The 16597-nt window shown below is 67.7% G+C and carries 14 protein-coding genes; 8 read left to right on the forward strand and 6 right to left on the reverse strand.

Annotation, left to right across the window (positions count from 1 at the left end):
* The first annotated feature begins 163 nt into the window (after positions 1-163).
* Positions 164-1690 carry a trimethylamine methyltransferase family protein gene (locus tag FRZ61_RS08105; RefSeq protein ID WP_151116433.1) on the forward strand — a complete coding sequence of 509 codons (1527 nt, stop codon included), beginning with the start codon at positions 164-166 and terminating at the stop codon, positions 1688-1690.
* A 9-nt stretch (positions 1691-1699) separates the two neighbouring features.
* Here FRZ61_RS08105 and FRZ61_RS08110 read toward each other — a convergent pair whose 3' ends face one another.
* Both FRZ61_RS08110 and FRZ61_RS08115 read right to left on the reverse strand, forming a co-directional pair.
* Entirely contained in the window at positions 1700-3433 is a 1734-nt protein-coding gene (locus FRZ61_RS08110; RefSeq protein ID WP_151116436.1) for a sensor domain-containing diguanylate cyclase, read from the reverse strand.
* A 183-nt stretch (positions 3434-3616) separates the two neighbouring features.
* A complete protein-coding gene (locus FRZ61_RS08115) occupies positions 3617-4546 on the reverse strand; it encodes a fatty acid desaturase (RefSeq protein ID WP_151116438.1) in 930 nt (309 codons plus the stop codon).
* Positions 4547-4790: 244 nt separating this feature from the next.
* Here FRZ61_RS08115 and FRZ61_RS08120 point away from each other — a divergent pair, with 244 nt between their 5' ends.
* The 5 genes from FRZ61_RS08120 to ftsH all read left to right on the forward strand — a co-directional run bounded on the left by FRZ61_RS08120 (position 4791) and on the right by ftsH (position 9316).
* Positions 4791-5222: a GFA family protein gene (locus FRZ61_RS08120; protein WP_151116440.1), complete on the forward strand. Its 432-nt coding sequence runs from the start codon at positions 4791-4793 to the stop codon at positions 5220-5222.
* Positions 5223-5232: 10 nt separating this feature from the next.
* Positions 5233-5643, forward strand: a complete 411-nt coding sequence (locus tag FRZ61_RS08125; RefSeq protein WP_151116442.1) for a GFA family protein — start codon at positions 5233-5235, stop codon at positions 5641-5643.
* Positions 5640-6446, forward strand: a complete 807-nt coding sequence (locus tag FRZ61_RS08130; protein ID WP_151116444.1) for a phosphate/phosphite/phosphonate ABC transporter substrate-binding protein — start codon at positions 5640-5642, stop codon at positions 6444-6446. Before FRZ61_RS08125 ends, FRZ61_RS08130 begins: the two co-directional genes overlap by 4 nt.
* Complete coding sequence (locus FRZ61_RS08135; RefSeq protein WP_151116446.1) at positions 6430-7359, forward strand: DMT family transporter; 930 nt, start codon at positions 6430-6432, stop codon at positions 7357-7359. The genes FRZ61_RS08130 and FRZ61_RS08135 overlap by 17 nt, the downstream gene beginning before the upstream one ends.
* A gap of 112 nt (positions 7360-7471) precedes the next feature.
* Entirely contained in the window at positions 7472-9316 is a 1845-nt protein-coding gene (gene ftsH / locus FRZ61_RS08140; RefSeq protein WP_151120753.1) for an ATP-dependent zinc metalloprotease FtsH, read from the forward strand.
* Positions 9317-9329: 13 nt separating this feature from the next.
* Here the strand turns inward: ftsH and FRZ61_RS08145 are convergent, their stop codons facing one another.
* The 4 genes from FRZ61_RS08145 to FRZ61_RS08160 are packed head-to-tail and all read right to left on the reverse strand — an operon-like array spanning position 9330 to position 15141.
* Positions 9330-10487, reverse strand: a complete 1158-nt coding sequence (locus FRZ61_RS08145) for an NAD(P)/FAD-dependent oxidoreductase (protein WP_151116448.1) — start codon at positions 10485-10487, stop codon at positions 9330-9332.
* On the reverse strand, positions 10487-11434 hold the full coding sequence (locus tag FRZ61_RS08150) for a dimethyl sulfoxide reductase anchor subunit family protein (protein ID WP_151116450.1): 948 nt from the start codon (positions 11432-11434) through the stop codon (positions 10487-10489). Before FRZ61_RS08150 ends, FRZ61_RS08145 begins: the two co-directional genes overlap by 1 nt.
* A 15-nt stretch (positions 11435-11449) precedes the next feature.
* A complete protein-coding gene (locus FRZ61_RS08155; RefSeq protein WP_151116452.1) occupies positions 11450-12199 on the reverse strand; it encodes a 4Fe-4S dicluster domain-containing protein in 750 nt (249 codons plus the stop codon).
* Positions 12196-15141 (reverse strand): molybdopterin oxidoreductase family protein, encoded by a 2946-nt coding sequence (locus FRZ61_RS08160; protein WP_151116454.1) that lies wholly within the window; start codon positions 15139-15141, stop codon positions 12196-12198. The genes FRZ61_RS08155 and FRZ61_RS08160 overlap by 4 nt, the downstream gene beginning before the upstream one ends.
* A 123-nt stretch (positions 15142-15264) precedes the next feature.
* On the opposite strand from FRZ61_RS08160, the gene FRZ61_RS08165 reads away from it, so the two are divergent.
* Both FRZ61_RS08165 and FRZ61_RS08170 read left to right on the forward strand, forming a co-directional pair.
* Positions 15265-15489: a sulfurtransferase TusA family protein gene (locus FRZ61_RS08165; protein ID WP_151116456.1), complete on the forward strand. Its 225-nt coding sequence runs from the start codon at positions 15265-15267 to the stop codon at positions 15487-15489.
* 57 nt (positions 15490-15546) lie between these two features.
* Positions 15547-16512 carry a class I SAM-dependent methyltransferase gene (locus FRZ61_RS08170; RefSeq protein ID WP_151116458.1) on the forward strand — a complete coding sequence of 322 codons (966 nt, stop codon included), beginning with the start codon at positions 15547-15549 and terminating at the stop codon, positions 16510-16512.
* Positions 16513-16597 lie beyond the last annotated feature (85 nt).

A 16597-nucleotide genomic window follows, 5' to 3' on the forward strand; every position in this document is an offset into this window, starting at 1 on the left:
CGCGGAATGGGGCCTTGCGTCCATGGGATTGCGGGCGCCCCGATTGGCCGTTCGGGGCGGGGGCGGCCTTGACGGCATCGGGCCGGGGCCCCTAGCTTCCCCCGCGCCCCCGAGCCGGGGCATCCCTGCTGCCGGCTTCGCGCGGGTTCGATCGGGAGACAGCATGTCGCGTGACCAGCAAGGACGCCGCCGTGAACGTCGCGCGGCGGGCGGCCTCAAGCAACTGCCCTGGCGTCGGTACCGCAACCTCTACAAGCCGATCGAGGTTCTGCGCCCCGAGCAGCTCGAGAAGATCCACGAGGCCTCGCTCCGGATCCTCGAAGAGATCGGCATCGAATTTCTCGATGCCGAGGCGCTGTCGCTCCTGAAGGCGGCCGGCGCGGATGTCGATATGGGCACCCAGCGCGTCAAGTTCGATCGCGGGCTGGTGCTGGAATCGATCGCCAAGGTGCCGCGCGAGGTGACGCTCCATGCGCGCAACCCCGAGCGCAACCTGACCTTCGGCGGCGATCATGTGAATTTCGGCTCGGTGGCGAGCGCCCCCAACGTCAACGACCTCGATCGCGGTCGCCGGCCCGGCAACTTCCAGGACTATTGCGACCTGCTGAAGCTGGTGCAGACCTACAACATCGTGCAGTTCACCGGCGGCTATCCGGTGGAGCCCGCCGACCGGCCGCCGGCGACCCGTCATCTCGATGCGCATCTGGCAGCGATCACGCTGACCGACAAGCTCTGGCATCCCTATTCGCTAGGGCGCCACCGCATCGCCGATGCGATCGAGATGATCTGCATCGCGCGCGGCATCACGAAGGAGCAGCTCAAGCGCGAGCCGAGCCTGTTCTCGATCGTCAACTCCAACTCGCCGCTGCGGCTCGACGGCCCGATGCTGCAGGGCCTGATGGAGATGGCGCGCCACGGCCAGCCGGTGGTGCTGACGCCCTTCACGCTCTCGGGCGCCATGGCGCCGGTGACGATCGCCGGTGCCTTGGCGCAGCAGAACGCCGAGGCGCTGGCCGGGATCACGCTGATCCAGATCGTGGCGCCGGGCGTGCCGGCCATGTATGGCGGCTTCACCTCGAACGTCGACATGAAGTCGGGGGCGCCCGCTTTCGGCACGCCGGAATATGCGCGCGCCGCCATGGCCGGCGGCCAGCTCGCGCGCCGCTACGGTTTCCCCTACCGCTCCTCGAACGCCTGCGCCGCCAACGCGGTCGATGCGCAGGCGGCTTACGAATCCGAGATGTCGATCTGGGGGGCGGTGATGGGCGGCGTCAACATGATGCTGCATGGCGCCGGCTGGATGGAAGGCGGGCTGGTCGCCTCCTTCGAGAAATTCATTCTCGATGTCGAGATGCTGCAGATGATGGGCGAGTTCCTGCAGCCGCTCGAGGTCACCGACGACACGCTGGGTCTCGAGGCCATGACGGATGTCGGTCCGGGCGGCCATTTCTTCGGCACGGCCCACACCATGGCGCGCTACGAGACGGCGTTCTACTCGCCGATCCTCTCCGATTGGCGTAACTACGAGAGCTGGCGCCTCGCCGGCGCGCAGACGGCCGAGCAGCGGGCCAATGCGATCTGGAAGCAGGCGCTGGCGGAATTCCAGCCGCCGCCGCTCGATCCGGCCATCGTCGAGGCGCTGGAAGCCTTCGTCGCCAAGCGCAAGGAAGAGGGCGGCGTTCCGGTCTGAGGGGCGGGCCTAACCGGGGGCCCGCGCCGACGATCCGGCGGGCGCCAGGGCGCGGGCCTTGTCGTCCGAGGGGGCAGGTCCCGCGCTGGTTCCCTCGTAGGCCGTCACCTTGTTGCGCCCGTTGCGCTTCGATTCGTACATCGCGCGGTCGGCGCTGGCCAGGATGTCGGTGGGATCGTTGCAGAGATCGGGATAGAGGCTGAAGCCGATCGAGACGGTGACCCGCACCGCACCCGGCACCAGCTCGCCCAGATCGATGTTGGCCACGCCCTCGCGTAGCTTCTCGCAGACGCGCACGCCGTTCTCGAGATCGATCTCGGGCAGGAGGACAACGATTTCCTCGCCGCCGTAGCGGCAGGCGAGATCGCTGCGCCGCAGCATCCGGGCCACCTGGTCGCAGACCGCCCGGAGCACGACGTCGCCCGCCTTGTGGCCGAACTGGTCGTTGAAGCCTTTGAAATGGTCGATATCGATCATCGCCACGCCGAGCCGCGAGCGCGCCCGGTCGGCGCGCGCCAGCTCGCGCGCCAGGATCTCGTCGAGGACCCGGCGGTTGAAGAGGCCCGTCAGCGGATCGCGGATGGCGAGGCTGCGCAGCTTTTCGCGCAGATCCATGTTGGCCAGCGCCAGGGACAGGCGGTTGGCCAAGCCGCGGGCCGTGTCCTGGACCGGATCGAAGGCGCGCTCGGGATCGGTCTGCGGCGTCGCCAGGTGAAGCACGCCATAGACGGCGCCCTGGGCCGCGATCGGCACGCACATATAGGAATGGGGCGAGCCCAGGACGTGATGGCAATTCAGCCCGGGATTGCCGGAATAGGCGATATGGGGCGTGCCGCGCCGCAGGGCCCAGCACTGGTCCGGCGCGAAGGATTCGGCGAGCTGCGATTTGACGGTTTCGCCGCCCCAGGAGGCGGAGAGCACGAGCTGGTCGCGGGCGTTGTTGTAGGTATAGAGGCCGCCCGTCATGTCGGAGACGATCTTCGAGGAATAGTCGGCGATCACCAGCAGGCTTTCCTCGCGGGTGGGAACGGCCTGCAGCGCATTGGTCATGTCGGCCGCGAGCTCGACCTCCCGGCTGCGCAGCTGGAGGGCCGCTTCCGTCGTCTCGCGCCGGCGAAGCTGGCGGTTGAAGGCGAAGAACTGCGCGACGCTGAGCGCGATGGCAATGATGCCGGCCGCCGTGACGAGGCCGAAGGCCAGAAGGTTCTGCGTGTCGAGATCGCGGCCCTGGGCGGCGATCTCGTCGCGCCGCTGCGCCAGGGTCGTGCCGACCGCCTTGCGAATCCCGTCCACGAGCTGCTTGCTGCGCGCCAGGATCTCGAGATTGCCGCCGCCCATGGGGCCGTGCTGCTCGATCTGGGCGATTCCCAGCTTGAACTGCTCGAGAGGGGCCGCGATCAGGTCGGAGAGCGAGGTTGTGGCGCCGTCGATATCGAGCTTCGCGCTGAACAGGTCGGGTGACGCGTTCTCGATCTCGCGCAGCCGGTCCAGGCCCTGATAGTAGGGCTCGAGATAGCCGGCATCGCCCGTCAGCGCATAGCCGCGAAATCCAGTTTCCGCGTCGACCAGCGCCGAGAGGCTCCGCTGGATCTCGCCGGATTCGCTCTCCAATACGCGAATGGTTTCACTCTTGCGGCCGACATCGATCCCCAGGATGAGCGCTGATCCCGCCATGATGGCGAGCAGCAGGATGCCGACGAAGAAAGGCACGATAACCGCAAGAGAGCGGTGCTTTTGGGCCATGAGCGACGTCTCCCTGAATTCGATCCTACCGGTATAGGCCGGGAAATCCAGCGCCTGTTCGCTTGCGAACGGCCGGTCAGGTTCGAAGGCGAACGCCCTCGTTCAGGCGGTGGTTCCGGGACGAAAAGGAAGAAACATCCGATTCGGGCGAAGGCCCGATCGATTTCACAGCTTCAAGGGCGGTTAGGGCCGGCCCTGGGGATGAACAACGGGCTCTTTTGGCGTGAACAGCCAGCGGCGAAAGACCTCGCCGTAGCCCGACAGGCAATAGCCGCCATTGGCGGCAAGTACTTGATTGCGAACCTGGCGATAGCGCGCGGGGCGGCCGTGCCAGGGCGCACTGGGCTCGTTGTGATGCACGAAATGGAGATTGTTGTTGAGATAGAGGAACGACATGAACGGTCCGGCTTCGATCACGGCCGTACGGTGGCCGATCCGGGGCGCCGCCTGATGCTCGCAGTAGGACCGCAGCAGCGTCAGCGACAAGCCCGGATAAGCGAAACAAACGACATATTTCCAAAAGGACATGTCGCAGACGCCCATCACCCACCAGAGCACGATGGCGACCGCAGGCACATGCACCAGCCATTGCCCCAGATGCAGCCTGTCGCCGGTGACGATCGCCTTCAGCAGCTGGCGCGCCGCCCGGTAGACGCAATAGGCCGGCGTGATCAGCAGGCGGCCGGCGACCGTGGTCATCGCCCGGCGCAGCGCCCGGTGCAGCGGATTGAGCGCCGCATACTGCTCGGCGGTCAGGTAATTCGATTCGGGATCGTCGATCGGGCAGGTCAGCCGCTCGTCGCGGTGATGCGTCAGGTGCGATTCGCGGTAGGTCAGGTAGGGCAGCCACAGCCAGAGCGAAGGATAGACCAGCAGGCTGTTGAGGAACCGGCCGCGAAAGGGGAAACCGTGCACCGCTTCATGCTGGAGCGAGCCATGCAGGCAGACCGTGATGCCGCCCAGCGGCAGCAGCAGCCAGAAGGGAATCGAGCGGTGATACCAGGTGAGCAGGCCGAAGGCCGCATAGATCCCCAGCGCAACCAATAGTGTAGGAACGTCGACGGATCTGCGAACGTAGCTGGAGGGCGGGTCGAACGTGACGATGCGGGCCATGGCAGAACGGATGTATGCCCCTTCTCGGGCAAGGGCCGCAAGGGTGCGCGGCTGCGGCCAAACGCACCAATCCTGGACCAGGAGCGGTTAACGTTCCGCTCGTGGCGCCTGCCAGGGTGGGATTGGGGGCCCCGGTGGGCCGGGTGACAAGGCGTGCCGCGACCGCCATACTTCGCCCCGGATGCGCCCAGCGCCGGACCCGGCTCGCTGGGCGAACCGTTTCAGGCGGGCAGGACAAGCCGGAATGAGCCAGATTCGCCAATTGCCGATCCATGCGACAGGCCGCTGTCTTTGCGGGGAAATCCGCTTCGAGATCAACGGGCCGATGCGCGACGTGGTGGTCTGCCATTGCGGCCAATGCCGGCGCCAGCATGGGGCGCCGCCCGGCTATACCCAGGCCGCCTGGGAGCATGTCCGGTTCGAAGGGGAAGAGGCCCTGGCCTGGTACCGCTCGTCCGAGAAGGCGCGCCGCGGCTTCTGCCGCATCTGCGGCTCGAGCCTGTTCTGGGAACCCATCGGCACCGGCCGGGTCTCGATCGCGGCCGGCTCGCTGGACGCGCCGACCGGGCTCAGGACCGTCCGCCATATCTTCGTCGCCGACAAAGGCGACTATTACGAGATCGGCGACGGGGCGGAGCAGCTCTCGGGCTCCATGCTGACCGCCTATCGCTCGTGAGCCGCCCGTCATGACAGGAACCCCCACGGCGACGGGACATTGCCTCTGCGGTGCGGTGCGGTATCGGGTCTTCGCGCCGCTGCGGCCGGCGAGCGTCTGCCATTGCAGCCAATGCCGGCGCCAGCATGGTGCGCTCGGCAGCTACACGGGCGGCATCCCCGTCGACAGCCTCGAGATCGACGGCGCCGATCGCCTGGCCTGGTATCAGTCCTCGGCTTCGGCGCGACGCGGCTTCTGCCGCGAATGCGGCTCCAAGCTGTTCTGGCAGGCCATGGATCGGCGCACCCTCGACGTTGCGCTCGGCAGCCTCGATCCGCCCACCGGCATCGTGCTGGCGCGGCATATCTTCGTCGCCGACAAGGGTGACTATTACGAAATCGCGGACGAGCTGCCGCGTTTCGCAGGTAGCAGCGCCGCATGACGATCGCCGGGTTGACGATGTACGACCTGCCGCCGCTGGAGGCGGCGACCGATGCCTGGTGGTCGGGCCTGGCGCGGGCCTTCCGGCATGAGGGGCTCGAGGATCTGCCCGGGCGGCTGACGCGTGGCCTGACGGAACACGATCTCTGGTCGCGGCCCGATCTGATCTTCGGCCAGACCTGCGGTTATCCCCTGATGAAGAGCTTCCGCGACCGCCTCAAGGTGGTGGCGACCCCGGTCTATGCCGCGCCGGGCTGCGAGGGGGCGCATTACCGCAGCTGGGTGGTGGTGCGCGACGCGAGCGCGATCACGCAGGTCGCGGAGCTGAGGGGCACGCGCCTCGCCTACAATTCGACCGATTCGCAATCGGGCTACAACGCGTTGCGGGCGCTGCTGGCGCCGCTAGCGATCAATGGCCATTTCGTCTCGGCGGCGATCGAGACCGGCGGCCATCGGCGGAGCATCGCCGCCATTCGCGAGGATCGGGCGGATTTCGCCGCGATCGACTGCGTGAGCTACGCCTTGGTGATGCGTCACCAGCCCGAGCTGCTCTATGGCACGCGTATCATCGCCGCCACACCGCAAGCGCCGTCCCTGCCTTACATCACGGCCAAGGAGACGACGGAGGACGATCTGGCGCGGCTGCGCAACGGCCTCAAGGAGGCGCTGATCGAGCCCGACCTCGCCTGGGCGCGAGAGGCGCTGCTGATCGCGGGGGCCGAGATCCTGGCGGAGGACGCGTACGAGATCGTCCTGACCCAGGAGCGCGAAGCGCAGGCGCAAGGCTATGGCCAGCTCGTCTGACAAGGTCGCCGGCGGCCTGCTCCTCGCCAATCTCGCGGTGGCGGGCTCGGCCCTGTTCTGGGGCACGCTCTGGTGGCCCATGCGCCAGCTCGCGGCCCGCGGCGTCGACGGGCCCTGGGTCGCGGTCCTGACCTTCGCCACGCCGGTGCTGTTCCTGCTGCCGGTGGCGCTGTGGCGCCGCCGGCAGTTCCTGGCAGGCGGGCGGCTGTTGCTCGGGACCGGCCTGCTGATCGGCAGCTCCAGCATCCTCTATGCCGACGGCGTGCTGGTGGGCGAGATCGTCCGGGTGCTGCTGCTGTTCTATCTGATGCCGGTCTGGAGCGTGCTGTTCGAGCGCCTCATCATCGGCACGCCGGTCAGCCTGACGCGGTTCGGCACGATCGCGCTGGGCCTCGTCGGCATGGTGGTGTTGATGGGGTTCGAGGACGGGTTTCCGTTCCCGCGCTCGCTGGGCGATTGGTTCGGGCTCACCTCGGGCGTGGCCTGGGCGCTCGGCATCGTGCTCGTCCGCCTCCAAGGGCCGACCGGCGCCTTCGAAAAGACCTATGCCCAGTTCGCCGGCGCCGTGCTGACCGGGATTCTGCTGATGCCGCTGATCCTGAGCCCGGTGCCGGCTTTCCCCGTCTTTGCCGTCACGGAACACTGGCCCTGGCTGATCGCGATCGCCGTCTGCTGGCTGGTGCCGACGGCGGGCCTGAGCCTCTGGGGGGCGGGCCAGCTTTCGCCGGTGCGCTCGGCCCTGCTGCTGATGTTCGAGGTTCCGGTCGGGGTGGTTTCCTCGGTGCTTCTGACCGACGAGCCGTTCGGGGTTCGCGAGATGATCGGCGGCGCGCTCATCGTGGGGGCTGCGATCCTCGACGTGGTGCTGGTGCCGCAGGCACCGGAGCAGGCCCAGGCGGGCAAACCGACCTGAAATTCCGTCGGCGGGCGCTCCCCCCGGCCGGCGCGGCGATTGATCTAGCGCAAGGCGGCCTCCCGCCGCTCGCGGCAGCATCGCTTCCAACCTCGGAGGGCGGCCGATGGCCATGGACAAGCAACAGACCTTCAACACCTGGTATTTCCTGGCGGCGATCGCCGGGGTGCTGCTGCTGCAGTATTTGTTCTCGACGGTGCAGCAGGTGCAGCCGATCTCCTACAGCGAGTTCCAGGACCAGCTCAAGTCGGGGAAGATTGCCGAGATCACGGTGACCGAGACCCAGATCTCCGGAACCTACAAGACGCCGGAGACGAACGGCGTGCTTTACTTCGTGACCCGCCGCGTGCCGGAGGATATTGCCGCCCTGGGCGCCAGCTACGGCGTCAAGGTCACCGGCGGCACCGACAACACCTGGCTCAGGGACATCCTGTCCTGGATCGTGCCGGTGGCGCTCTTCTTCGGGCTCTGGATGTTCGTGTTCCGGCGGATCGTCGAGAAGCAGGGCCTGGGCGGCGGGTTCATGACGGTCGGCCGCAGCAAGGCCAAGGTCTATGTCGAGACCGACACCAAGGTGACCTTCGCCGATGTCGCCGGCGTGGACGAAGCCAAGGCCGAGCTGCAGGAGATCGTCGCCTTCCTCAAGGAGCCCGACCGCTATGGCCGCCTCGGCGCGCGGATTCCCAAGGGCATCCTGCTGGTGGGCCCGCCCGGCACGGGTAAGACCCTGCTGGCGCGAGCCGTCGCCGGCGAGGCCAACGTGCCGTTCTTCTCGATCAGCGGCTCGGAATTCGTCGAGCTCTTCGTCGGCGTGGGCGCCGCGCGCGTGCGCGACCTTTTCGAGCAGGCGCGGGCGAAGGCGCCCGCGATCATCTTCATCGACGAGCTCGACGCGCTGGGCCGCGCGCGCAGCCCCTTTGCCATGGGCGGCGGCAATGACGAGAAGGAGCAGACCCTCAACCAGCTGCTGGCGGAGCTCGACGGCTTCGATCCGCGCAAGGGCCTGGTGCTGCTGGCCGCCACCAACCGGCCCGAGATCCTGGATCCGGCCCTGCTGCGTGCGGGGCGGTTCGACCGGCAGGTGCTGGTCGACCGGCCCGACCGCAAGGGCCGCGTGGACATCCTGAAGGTCCATCTGAAGAAGGCGAAGCTCGGCACCGACGTGGATCCCGAGCAGATCTCGGCACTCACGCCGGGCTTCTCCGGCGCCGATCTCGCCAACCTCGTCAACGAAGCGGCCTTGCTGGCGACGCGGCGCGGCGGCGATTCCGTCTCGATGCAGGATTTCACCATGGCGATCGAGCGCATCGTCGCGGGGCTGGAGAAGCGCAACCGGCTGCTCAATCCGCTGGAGAGGGAGGTCGTCGCCTATCACGAGATGGGGCATGCCCTCGTGGCGATGACGCTGCCGGGGTCCGACAAGGTCCACAAGGTCTCGATCATCCCACGCGGCATCGGCTCGCTCGGCTACACCATCCAGCGTCCGACCGAGGACCGCTACCTGATGCGCCGCGACGAGCTCGAGAACAAGATGGCCGTGCTGCTGGGCGGGCGGGCCGCCGAGAAGATCGTCTTCGGCGAGCTCTCCACCGGTGCCGCGGACGATCTGGCGAAGGTCACCGACATCGCGCGCAGCATGGTCACGCGCTACGGCATGGTCGACACGCTGGGCCAGGTCACCTTCGAGGAGGAGCAGAGCCGCTTCCTCGCCGGTCCCGGCTCGCCGCCGGTCCCGGTCGAGAAGCATTACAGCGAGGAGACGGCCCGCGAGATCGACCATGCGGTCAAGAGCTTCATCGACGAAGCCTTCGCCCGGGCGATCAAGGTGCTGACCGAGCGCCGGCCGATCCTGGAGCGCGGCGCCAAGCTGCTGCTGCAGAAGGAGACGCTGGTCGAGGCCGAGCTGGCGGCGCTGGTCGCGGGCGCCCCTGACGCTTCGAACGCAGCGGCGAAATAGGCCGGCTCCGCCGCTAGAAGCCGAACCGTTCGGGCCGGAAGGGAGAAAGAGCGGCGGGCGCCGTTCCCGTGGTGATCTCCTCGGCCAGCAGTTCGGCGATCGCCAGCGCCAGCGTCACGCCGCTATGGGTCACCGCCACATAGGCGCCGGGCGTGTCCTTCAACGGCCCCAGGATCGAATGGCCATCGGCCGGAATCGCGCGCCGGCCGATGCGGTGACTGGCGCCGCGGCCGAGATCGACCTTGCGCAGCTCCGGCATCCAGCCGAGCGCGCGCTCGATCAGCGCGGCCCGGCCCGATGCAAGGCTGGCTTCGGACGCGTCGGCCCGGATCTGAGCGTCGATATCGTCGGCGCCGAGCAACAAGCCGCTGCCGGAGGTGAGGCGCAGATGGAATCCCGCCTCGTCGGGCGACCAGAGCACCATGTCGAAACCCGAGGCCACCGGCACCGCCGGCGTCTCGACCAGCAACCCCGCCAGCTCTTCCACGGGAAAGCCGCCCCGGCCGGTCGCCATCTGGACGATGTCCGGCGTGGCCGTACCTGCGGCGATGACCAGATGCTTGCAGGGAATGACGCCCTCGGCGGTGATCGCGGCGCGAATCTCGCCATTGGGACTGCGCTCCACGGCCTTGATCGCGCAGTTCTCCCGCAGGATGGCGCCGCGTTCGGCGAGCTGTGCCTTGAGCCAGTCCAGCAGACGCGGCACCGCGATCCAGCGGTCGAGCGAGGCGAACAGTCCTTCGGCACCGTCGGGCACCGCGAGGCCCGGCGCCAGTCGGCGCATGGCGGGCGCGTCGACGGGGTCCGCCGCATAGCCCCAGCGCCGCAGGATCTGGCCCTGGTCGCGCATCCGATCGAGCAGGCGGGGATTCTCCGGTCCCGCCCAATGCAGCGAGCCGTTGCCGGCAAGCCCGATCGCCGCGGCGCCGATCTGGCGGGCGAGCTTCTCGTAGGCGTCGACGCCGGCCCGGTTGAGCCGGTGATAGGCCTCGTTCTCGGTCTTGGAGGTACCGTTGATCCAGGCAAAGGTCGCGGCGCTGATCTTGCCGCCGGCCGGGCCGGCATCGAGGGCGACGATCTTGAAGCCGCTGCGCGCCAGGCGCCAGGCGAGCGCCAGGCCGACGATGCCGCTGCCGGCGACGACGATATCGGCTGTCCGGGGGATGGGCATCAGACCTCGCTCGATCCGTAGTAAAGTGTCACGGCATGGCGGGCCTGGGCAAAGAAAAGCCACCGCTCCACCAGCACGCCGGCCATGGCCGAGAGCGCGGCGAGGAAGGCGAGGGCCACGCCCACCGCCGGCGTCAGCAGCAGCAGCAACAGCGTCAGCAGGAGCGGCAGGACGAAAGCCAGCAGCGCCGCGATCCGCCGGAGCTTGGTCGCATGTTTGCGGGCGATGCGGAAGCCCATCTCGCGCATGAGATAGTTTTCGCTGCTGTGGGGCGCTTCGAGAAGGCGGACCTTGCCCAGGCGACCGAGGCCGGTCGCGGATTCCGCCGTGCTGCGCGGCGTCTCCCGGTCGATATGGCGCCAGTAGGCCAGCTTCACCGCCGCGGCGGCCAGGATCAGGGCGAGGGCGATCCAGGCCTGCAGCGGGTCGCCCAGGCCGAAGGCCAGCGCCAGCGCGTCGAGCCAGAGCGCCCCCGTCATCAGGCCCAGCGCCAGATAGGCCGGCAGGGTCCAGCCGTTCGACCAGCGCGGGATGGGCTTGAGCGAGGCATAGATCATGGCGGTGCAGGCGATCGTCGCCAGCGACATGACGAAAGTGACAAGGCCCAAGACCGACCAGATCCCGTCATGCCGGCCCAAGAGCACCCAGCCCAGCGCGAACAGGCCCGCCGGCAGGAAGGTCGCGCAGGCGATCAACCCCTCGCGCGATAGCCAGGAGGAGCGCCATTGCGACATCGCCCGCCAGGCCCGTTCGGGATGGCCCAGATGGAAAGTGGAGGAGAGAAGGCCGGTGACGACGGCGACAAGCCCCAACCCCAGCCCGGCCAGACCGAACCAGCGGTCGGCCGGCAGCCGGTCGAGCGCGCCCATCAGGCTCATCAGCGCCAGCAGGCCATAGCCGGCGCCGGAGGCCGTGGTGAAGAGGATGACCGAGAAGGCGGGATGCATGTCAGAAGCCGCGCATCATCGCGACAGGACCCGGTCGACCCAGCGCAGCAGCGCATTGCCGATGCCGTCGTCGCTCGCCGGCTCGAGGCAGGCCGGAGCGCCGACGGCATCGCTGGCGGTTTTGCGGGGGCGGGGCGGCAGATATTTGTTGGTCGGGCGGTAACCCTGCTCGGGCATCAGATCGAAGCCCTGCCGTTCGGCGACGAGCTGCGAGACGGCCGACAGGGGATCGCCCAGGTCGCCGAAATGACGCGCGCCGACGGGACAGGTCGCCACGCAGGCGGGCACGCGGTCGGCCTCGGGCAGGTTCTCGTTATAGATGCGGTCGACGCAGAGCGTGCATTTCTTCATCACCCCGCCATCGTAGTCATATTCGCGGGCACCATAGGGGCAGGCCCAGGAACAGAGCTTGCAGCCGATACAGATATCCTCGTTGACGAGCACGATCCCGTCCTCGGCGCGCTTGTAGGAGGCGCCGGTCGGGCAGACGGTGACACAGGCCGGTTCCGCGCAATGGAGGCAGGAGCGGGGAAAGTGCACGGTGCGGCTGTCGTAACCGTCGCCTGCCTCGAAGCTATGGATGCGGTTGAACCAGACGCCGAGCGGGTTGGGCCCGTAGGGATCCTCGTCCGTCATCGGCGCCATATGGCCGCCGCTGTTCCACTCCTTGCAATTGACCGCGCAGGCATGGCAGCCGACGCAGATATCGAGATCGATGACGAGGCCGAGCTGCCTTCCCGCCGGCTGAGCAGGCAGGGACGTCATCGCACCTTCTCCGTCCGTCCGCGGAAGGCGGCGCCGTAGCGCAGCAGCTTCGGACGCCGGGGCGAGCCCGGGAGCGGCTTGGCCGCGGGGAACTGCGGTTCGGTGAGGCCCGCCTCGTCGGGCGCGCATTTCTCGAGCCGCACCTTCAGGTCGTACCAGGCGGCTTGGCCCGTGACGGGATCGCTGTTCGAGTAGCGATGGCCGTCCGGTTTCGGCGGCAGCAATTCGGAGATCACATGATTGAGCAGGAAGCCATGCTGCGACTCCGGCGCTTTCGGCGACAGGTTCCAGGCGCCCTTGCGCTTCCCGATCGCGTTCCAGGTCCACACCGTGCGCTCCTCGACACCTTCCATCAGCTTGATCGGCGCCTTGACGCGGCCGTGGGGGCTGACGATCCAGGCCCAATCGCCGTCGGCCAATCCCAGGGCCTCGCCGGTGCGGCGGTTGACGAAGAGCTTGTTCTCGCCATGGATCTGGCGCAGCCACGCGTTCTGCGAACCCCAGCTGTGATACATCGCCATCGGACGCTGGGTGATGGCATGGAGCGGGAAGGCGGCACCGGCCGTCGCCTCCTGTTCCAGCGGGCGATACCAGAAAGGCAGCGGGTCGAAATAGGTCGCGATGCGCTCGCGGTGAGCCTCGGGTGGCTGCAGGCGGCCGTGGCCCGCGGCCGCGAGCCGGAACTTCTGCAGCACCTCGCTATAGATCTGCATCGGGATCGGCTCGGGTCGATCGATGAATCCCATCTGCGCGGCCCAGCGCAGATAGTCGGCATTGGCCATGCGGTAATAGCGCTGATGCGGCTCGAGCTCGTGGCGCCAGAAGCAGCCATTGGCCTTGTAGGCCTCGAGCTGGTTCGGATTCACCTCGCCGCGCCCGATCTTGTCGCCTTGGGCGCCGCGCCAGCCGGCGAGGGGGCCGATGCCGGGCCGGCGTTGATGATTCACGAGGTAGTCGGGATAGAAGCCCGGATAGCGGGGTTGGCCGTCGGGAAGCGTAAAGCCCGGAAGCCCCAGCCTGGCGCCGAGGTCGATCAGCACATCCTGGAACGGCCGCACGTCGCGGTCGGGCTGGATCACCGGCTGGCGGATGGCGTCGGCGCAGCCATCGGCGTCCGAGATCGGCCGGTCGAGCAGCGAGATGCAGTCATGCCGCTCGAGATAGGTGGTGTCCGGAAACACGAGGTCCGCATAGGACACCATCTCCGAGGCATAGGCGTCGGCATAGATGATGTGCGGGATCTTGTAGCGGCCGGTCGCGGGATCCTTGTCGGTCAGCATCTTCATCGTGCCGGCGCTGTTCATGGCCGAGTTCCAGCTCATGTTGGCCATGTACATGAACAGCACGTCGATCGGGTAGGGATCGCCGGCCCAGGCGTTGGCGATCACCATATGCATGAGCCCGTGGGCCGCGAGCGGCGCTTCCCAGCTATAGGCCTTGTCGATGCGCCGCGCCGTGCCGTCGGGATCGACCAGCAGATTCTCCGGGCCGGTGGGAAATCCGAGCGGCATCCCGCCCAGCGGCTCGCCGGGCTTCATCTCGAGCGCATGGCCGGCCGGCAAGGGTGCCGGCGGCACGGGCCTGGGATAGGGCGGCTTGTGCCGGAAGCCGCCGGGGCAGTCGATCGAGCCCAGCAGCATCTGCAGCAGATGGATGGCGCGGCAGGTATGGAAACCGTTCGAATGGGCGGAGATGCCGCGCATGGCGTGCATGCTGACCGGGCGTCCGATCACATGATCATGGTGCCGCCCCAGCCAGTCGGTCCAGGGGATGTCGAGGCGGATCTCCTGCGCGAATGCCGCATGGGCGAGCTCGGCGGCGATGCGGCGCGTCGTGTCGGCCGGGATCCCGGTCTCCTCGGCGACCGCCTCGGGGCTGTAGCGCGGGTCGAGATAGCGTTCCGCCATGAGCTGGAACACGGACACGGTTCGCCGGCCGTCGGGCAGGATGAATTCGCCGATGAGTCCCGGATCGAGATCGGCCTCGTAGGCGGTCATGGGCGCGTTCGCGCGCTTGTTCCAGGCCAGCGGCTGGCCTTCGTCGTTGCGCGCGAAGAGGCCGTCCTCGGCCGTTCCGGGTGCCCGGATCACGAGCCAGGAGGCGTTGGTGTAGCGCACCAGATAGTCGACATCGATCTTGTCGGCCCTGAGCAGCTCGTGGATCAGCGCCAGCACGAAGAGGCCGTCGCTGCCGGGACGAACGCCCAGCCACTCGTCCGCGATGGCGGAATAGCCGGTGCGCACGGGATTGATCGACAGGAACTTGGCGCTGCGCTCGGGGGGGCGTCCCTTGAGCTTGCCGAGCCCGATCTTGATCGGGTTGCTGGCATGGTCCTCCGCCACGCCGAACATCACGAAATAGCGGGTATGCTCCCAGTCCGGCTCGCCGAATTCCCAGAAGGACCCGCCGATGGAGTAGAGCCCGGCGGCCGCCATATTGACCGAGCAGAAGCCGCCGTGAGCGGCATAGTTGGGGGTGCCGAACTCCTTGGCCCAGAACCCGGTCAGCGCCTGGCTCTGGTCCCGGCCGGTGAAGAAGGCGAGCTTCCGCGGGTCGCGCCAGCGCAGCTCCGACAGCCATTGCGTGGCCAGGCGCAGGGCCTCTTCCCACTCGATCTCGACGAATTCGCCCGTACCGCGCTCGCCCACGCGCTTCAGCGGCTTGCGCAGCCGCGCGGGCGAATACTGGGTCATGATGCCCGCGGACCCCTTGCCGCAGAGCACGCCCTTGTTCACGGGATGGTCGCGATTGCCCTCGATATAGCGGACCCGGCCGTCCTTGATATGTACCTTGATCCCGCAGCGGCAGGCGCACATGTAGCAGGTGGTCGTCTTGACCTCGTCCGCGACCGGGGGCGAGGTGTCGACGTCTTCCTGGACGGTGGCGAAGGGGTCGAATCGCAACGGAAAGAGGACCTCGAAATGGACGCGGGCCGCGAGCATAGCCGCTGGCGGTCCGATCATCGGTAAAAACCTTATGCCGTCCAGGGTCGCGGCGTCTTCGACGGCCCCTGGCCTCGGATTTTGCTAGGATGTGGCCCAGCCTTTCGAGCGGTTTCTCAGAGCATGACAACCACCCTTGATGCCCGCGGCCTGAAATGCCCGCTGCCGGTCTTGCGGGCACGCAAGGCCATGAAGGAGATCACGCCCGGCGGATTGCTCAGGGTGCTGGCGACCGATCCGGGCGCACCGAAGGATTTCGTGCATTTCTGCGCGACCACCGGCCACGAGCTGGTCGAATCGAGCGAGTCGCAAGGAGTCTACAGCCTGGTGATCCGCAAGATCGCCTGACGGCTGGCCTTGGGACGGCAACACCGCCCGTCGTCGGTGAAGGAATCGCAAGGGGTCATGATCAGCTGGAAGACGCGGCTGCCTCCCGCACTGCGAAATCCCCTTCGCCGATTCCTGGTGCGGGTGATGGAGACGAGCAATCTCCGCGCCGGCAATGATTTCTCCTGGCTCCTCCGGGAGTCCTACTGGCGCGCCGACCTGCAGGCGCTCGACGAGGCTTGTGCGCGCGGCTCCGATGAAGCGGCCTGGCGGCCGCTGATCGAAAGGCTGCCCCTCGAGATCTTCCTGCTCCTGCTCTTCACCCGCCAGACGGAGTGGCCGAACATCGCGCGACGCTTTCCCTCGCTGCCCGCGGCCGGGCTGCAGGAGACCTACACCTCGAAGGTCAATCAGGGGCATCTCGCGACCCTGGCCTGGTTCGTTCCCGCCGTGGTCCAGCGCTACCAGGCCGGTGGCCGGCGGATCGAGGAGGCGATGGCGCTCGATATCGGCTGCGGCTGGGGCCGCTTCCTCCGTGCCTTCTGGCGATATATCCCCGGCAGCCAGCTCTACGGCATGGATATCAGCCCGGACATCCTGAAGTCCTGCGACGAATGCGGGGTGCCCGGCCGGCGACTTCTTCCCGGCGGCTTGGCGACACCGGAGATGCGCCGTCGGTTCTCCCTGATCTATGCTTATTCAGTCTTCACCCATCTGGCCGAGGCCACGCATCTCGAGCTGCTGGCGCGGCTGCGGGAGGTGGTGACGGACGATGGGCTGGTCGCGTTGACGATCCGTCCACGCGCCTTTTGGGATCTCCTCCAGGTACAGTGGCCCCAGCGGGCCGCGACCTGGGCCGAGCTCGACAAGACGCACCAGAGCAGCGGCTATGGATTCACCGGGCATGCCGGCCCGACGACCTATGGCGAGGCCTCGATCGACCGCAGCTATATCGAGCGAAGCTGGAAGGATTGGCAGGTCGAAGGATTCGGCTTCGTTCCCGGCGAGGCCTATCAGATCGTGGTCTGGCTCAGGCCGCGCTAGGTATCGATTCAGGGGATGGAAAGAGCGGCGTGGGCCATATCTTGCCGGTATGACGGCGACGTGGCGGCGTGTGGCAATCGTGGAG

The organism is Hypericibacter adhaerens (genome assembly GCF_008728835.1).
In the GTDB taxonomy this organism is placed as follows: domain Bacteria; phylum Pseudomonadota; class Alphaproteobacteria; order Dongiales; family Dongiaceae; genus Hypericibacter; species Hypericibacter adhaerens.

Bases quoted from the DNA above. Each gene is read 5' to 3' on its own strand.
- FRZ61_RS08130 (WP_151116444.1), top strand. From the start codon at position 5,640: ATGACGATCGCCGGGTTGACGATGTACGACCTGCCGCCGCTGGAGGCG.
- FRZ61_RS08165 (WP_151116456.1), top strand. From the start codon at position 15,265: ATGACAACCACCCTTGATGCCCGCGGCCTGAAATGCCCGCTGCCGGTC.
- FRZ61_RS08145 (WP_151116448.1), bottom strand. From the start codon at position 10,487: ATGCCCATCCCCCGGACAGCCGATATCGTCGTCGCCGGCAGCGGCATC.
- FRZ61_RS08170 (WP_151116458.1), top strand. From the start codon at position 15,547: ATGATCAGCTGGAAGACGCGGCTGCCTCCCGCACTGCGAAATCCCCTT.
- FRZ61_RS08125 (WP_151116442.1), top strand. From the start codon at position 5,233: ATGACAGGAACCCCCACGGCGACGGGACATTGCCTCTGCGGTGCGGTG.
- ftsH (WP_151120753.1), top strand. From the start codon at position 7,472: ATGGACAAGCAACAGACCTTCAACACCTGGTATTTCCTGGCGGCGATC.
- FRZ61_RS08120 (WP_151116440.1), top strand. From the start codon at position 4,791: ATGAGCCAGATTCGCCAATTGCCGATCCATGCGACAGGCCGCTGTCTT.
- FRZ61_RS08150 (WP_151116450.1), bottom strand. From the start codon at position 11,434: ATGCATCCCGCCTTCTCGGTCATCCTCTTCACCACGGCCTCCGGCGCC.
- FRZ61_RS08105 (WP_151116433.1), top strand. From the start codon at position 164: ATGTCGCGTGACCAGCAAGGACGCCGCCGTGAACGTCGCGCGGCGGGC.
- FRZ61_RS08135 (WP_151116446.1), top strand. From the start codon at position 6,430: ATGGCCAGCTCGTCTGACAAGGTCGCCGGCGGCCTGCTCCTCGCCAAT.
- FRZ61_RS08160 (WP_151116454.1), bottom strand. From the start codon at position 15,141: ATGCTCGCGGCCCGCGTCCATTTCGAGGTCCTCTTTCCGTTGCGATTC.
- FRZ61_RS08110 (WP_151116436.1), bottom strand. From the start codon at position 3,433: ATGGCCCAAAAGCACCGCTCTCTTGCGGTTATCGTGCCTTTCTTCGTC.
- FRZ61_RS08155 (WP_151116452.1), bottom strand. From the start codon at position 12,199: ATGACGTCCCTGCCTGCTCAGCCGGCGGGAAGGCAGCTCGGCCTCGTC.
- FRZ61_RS08115 (WP_151116438.1), bottom strand. From the start codon at position 4,546: ATGGCCCGCATCGTCACGTTCGACCCGCCCTCCAGCTACGTTCGCAGA.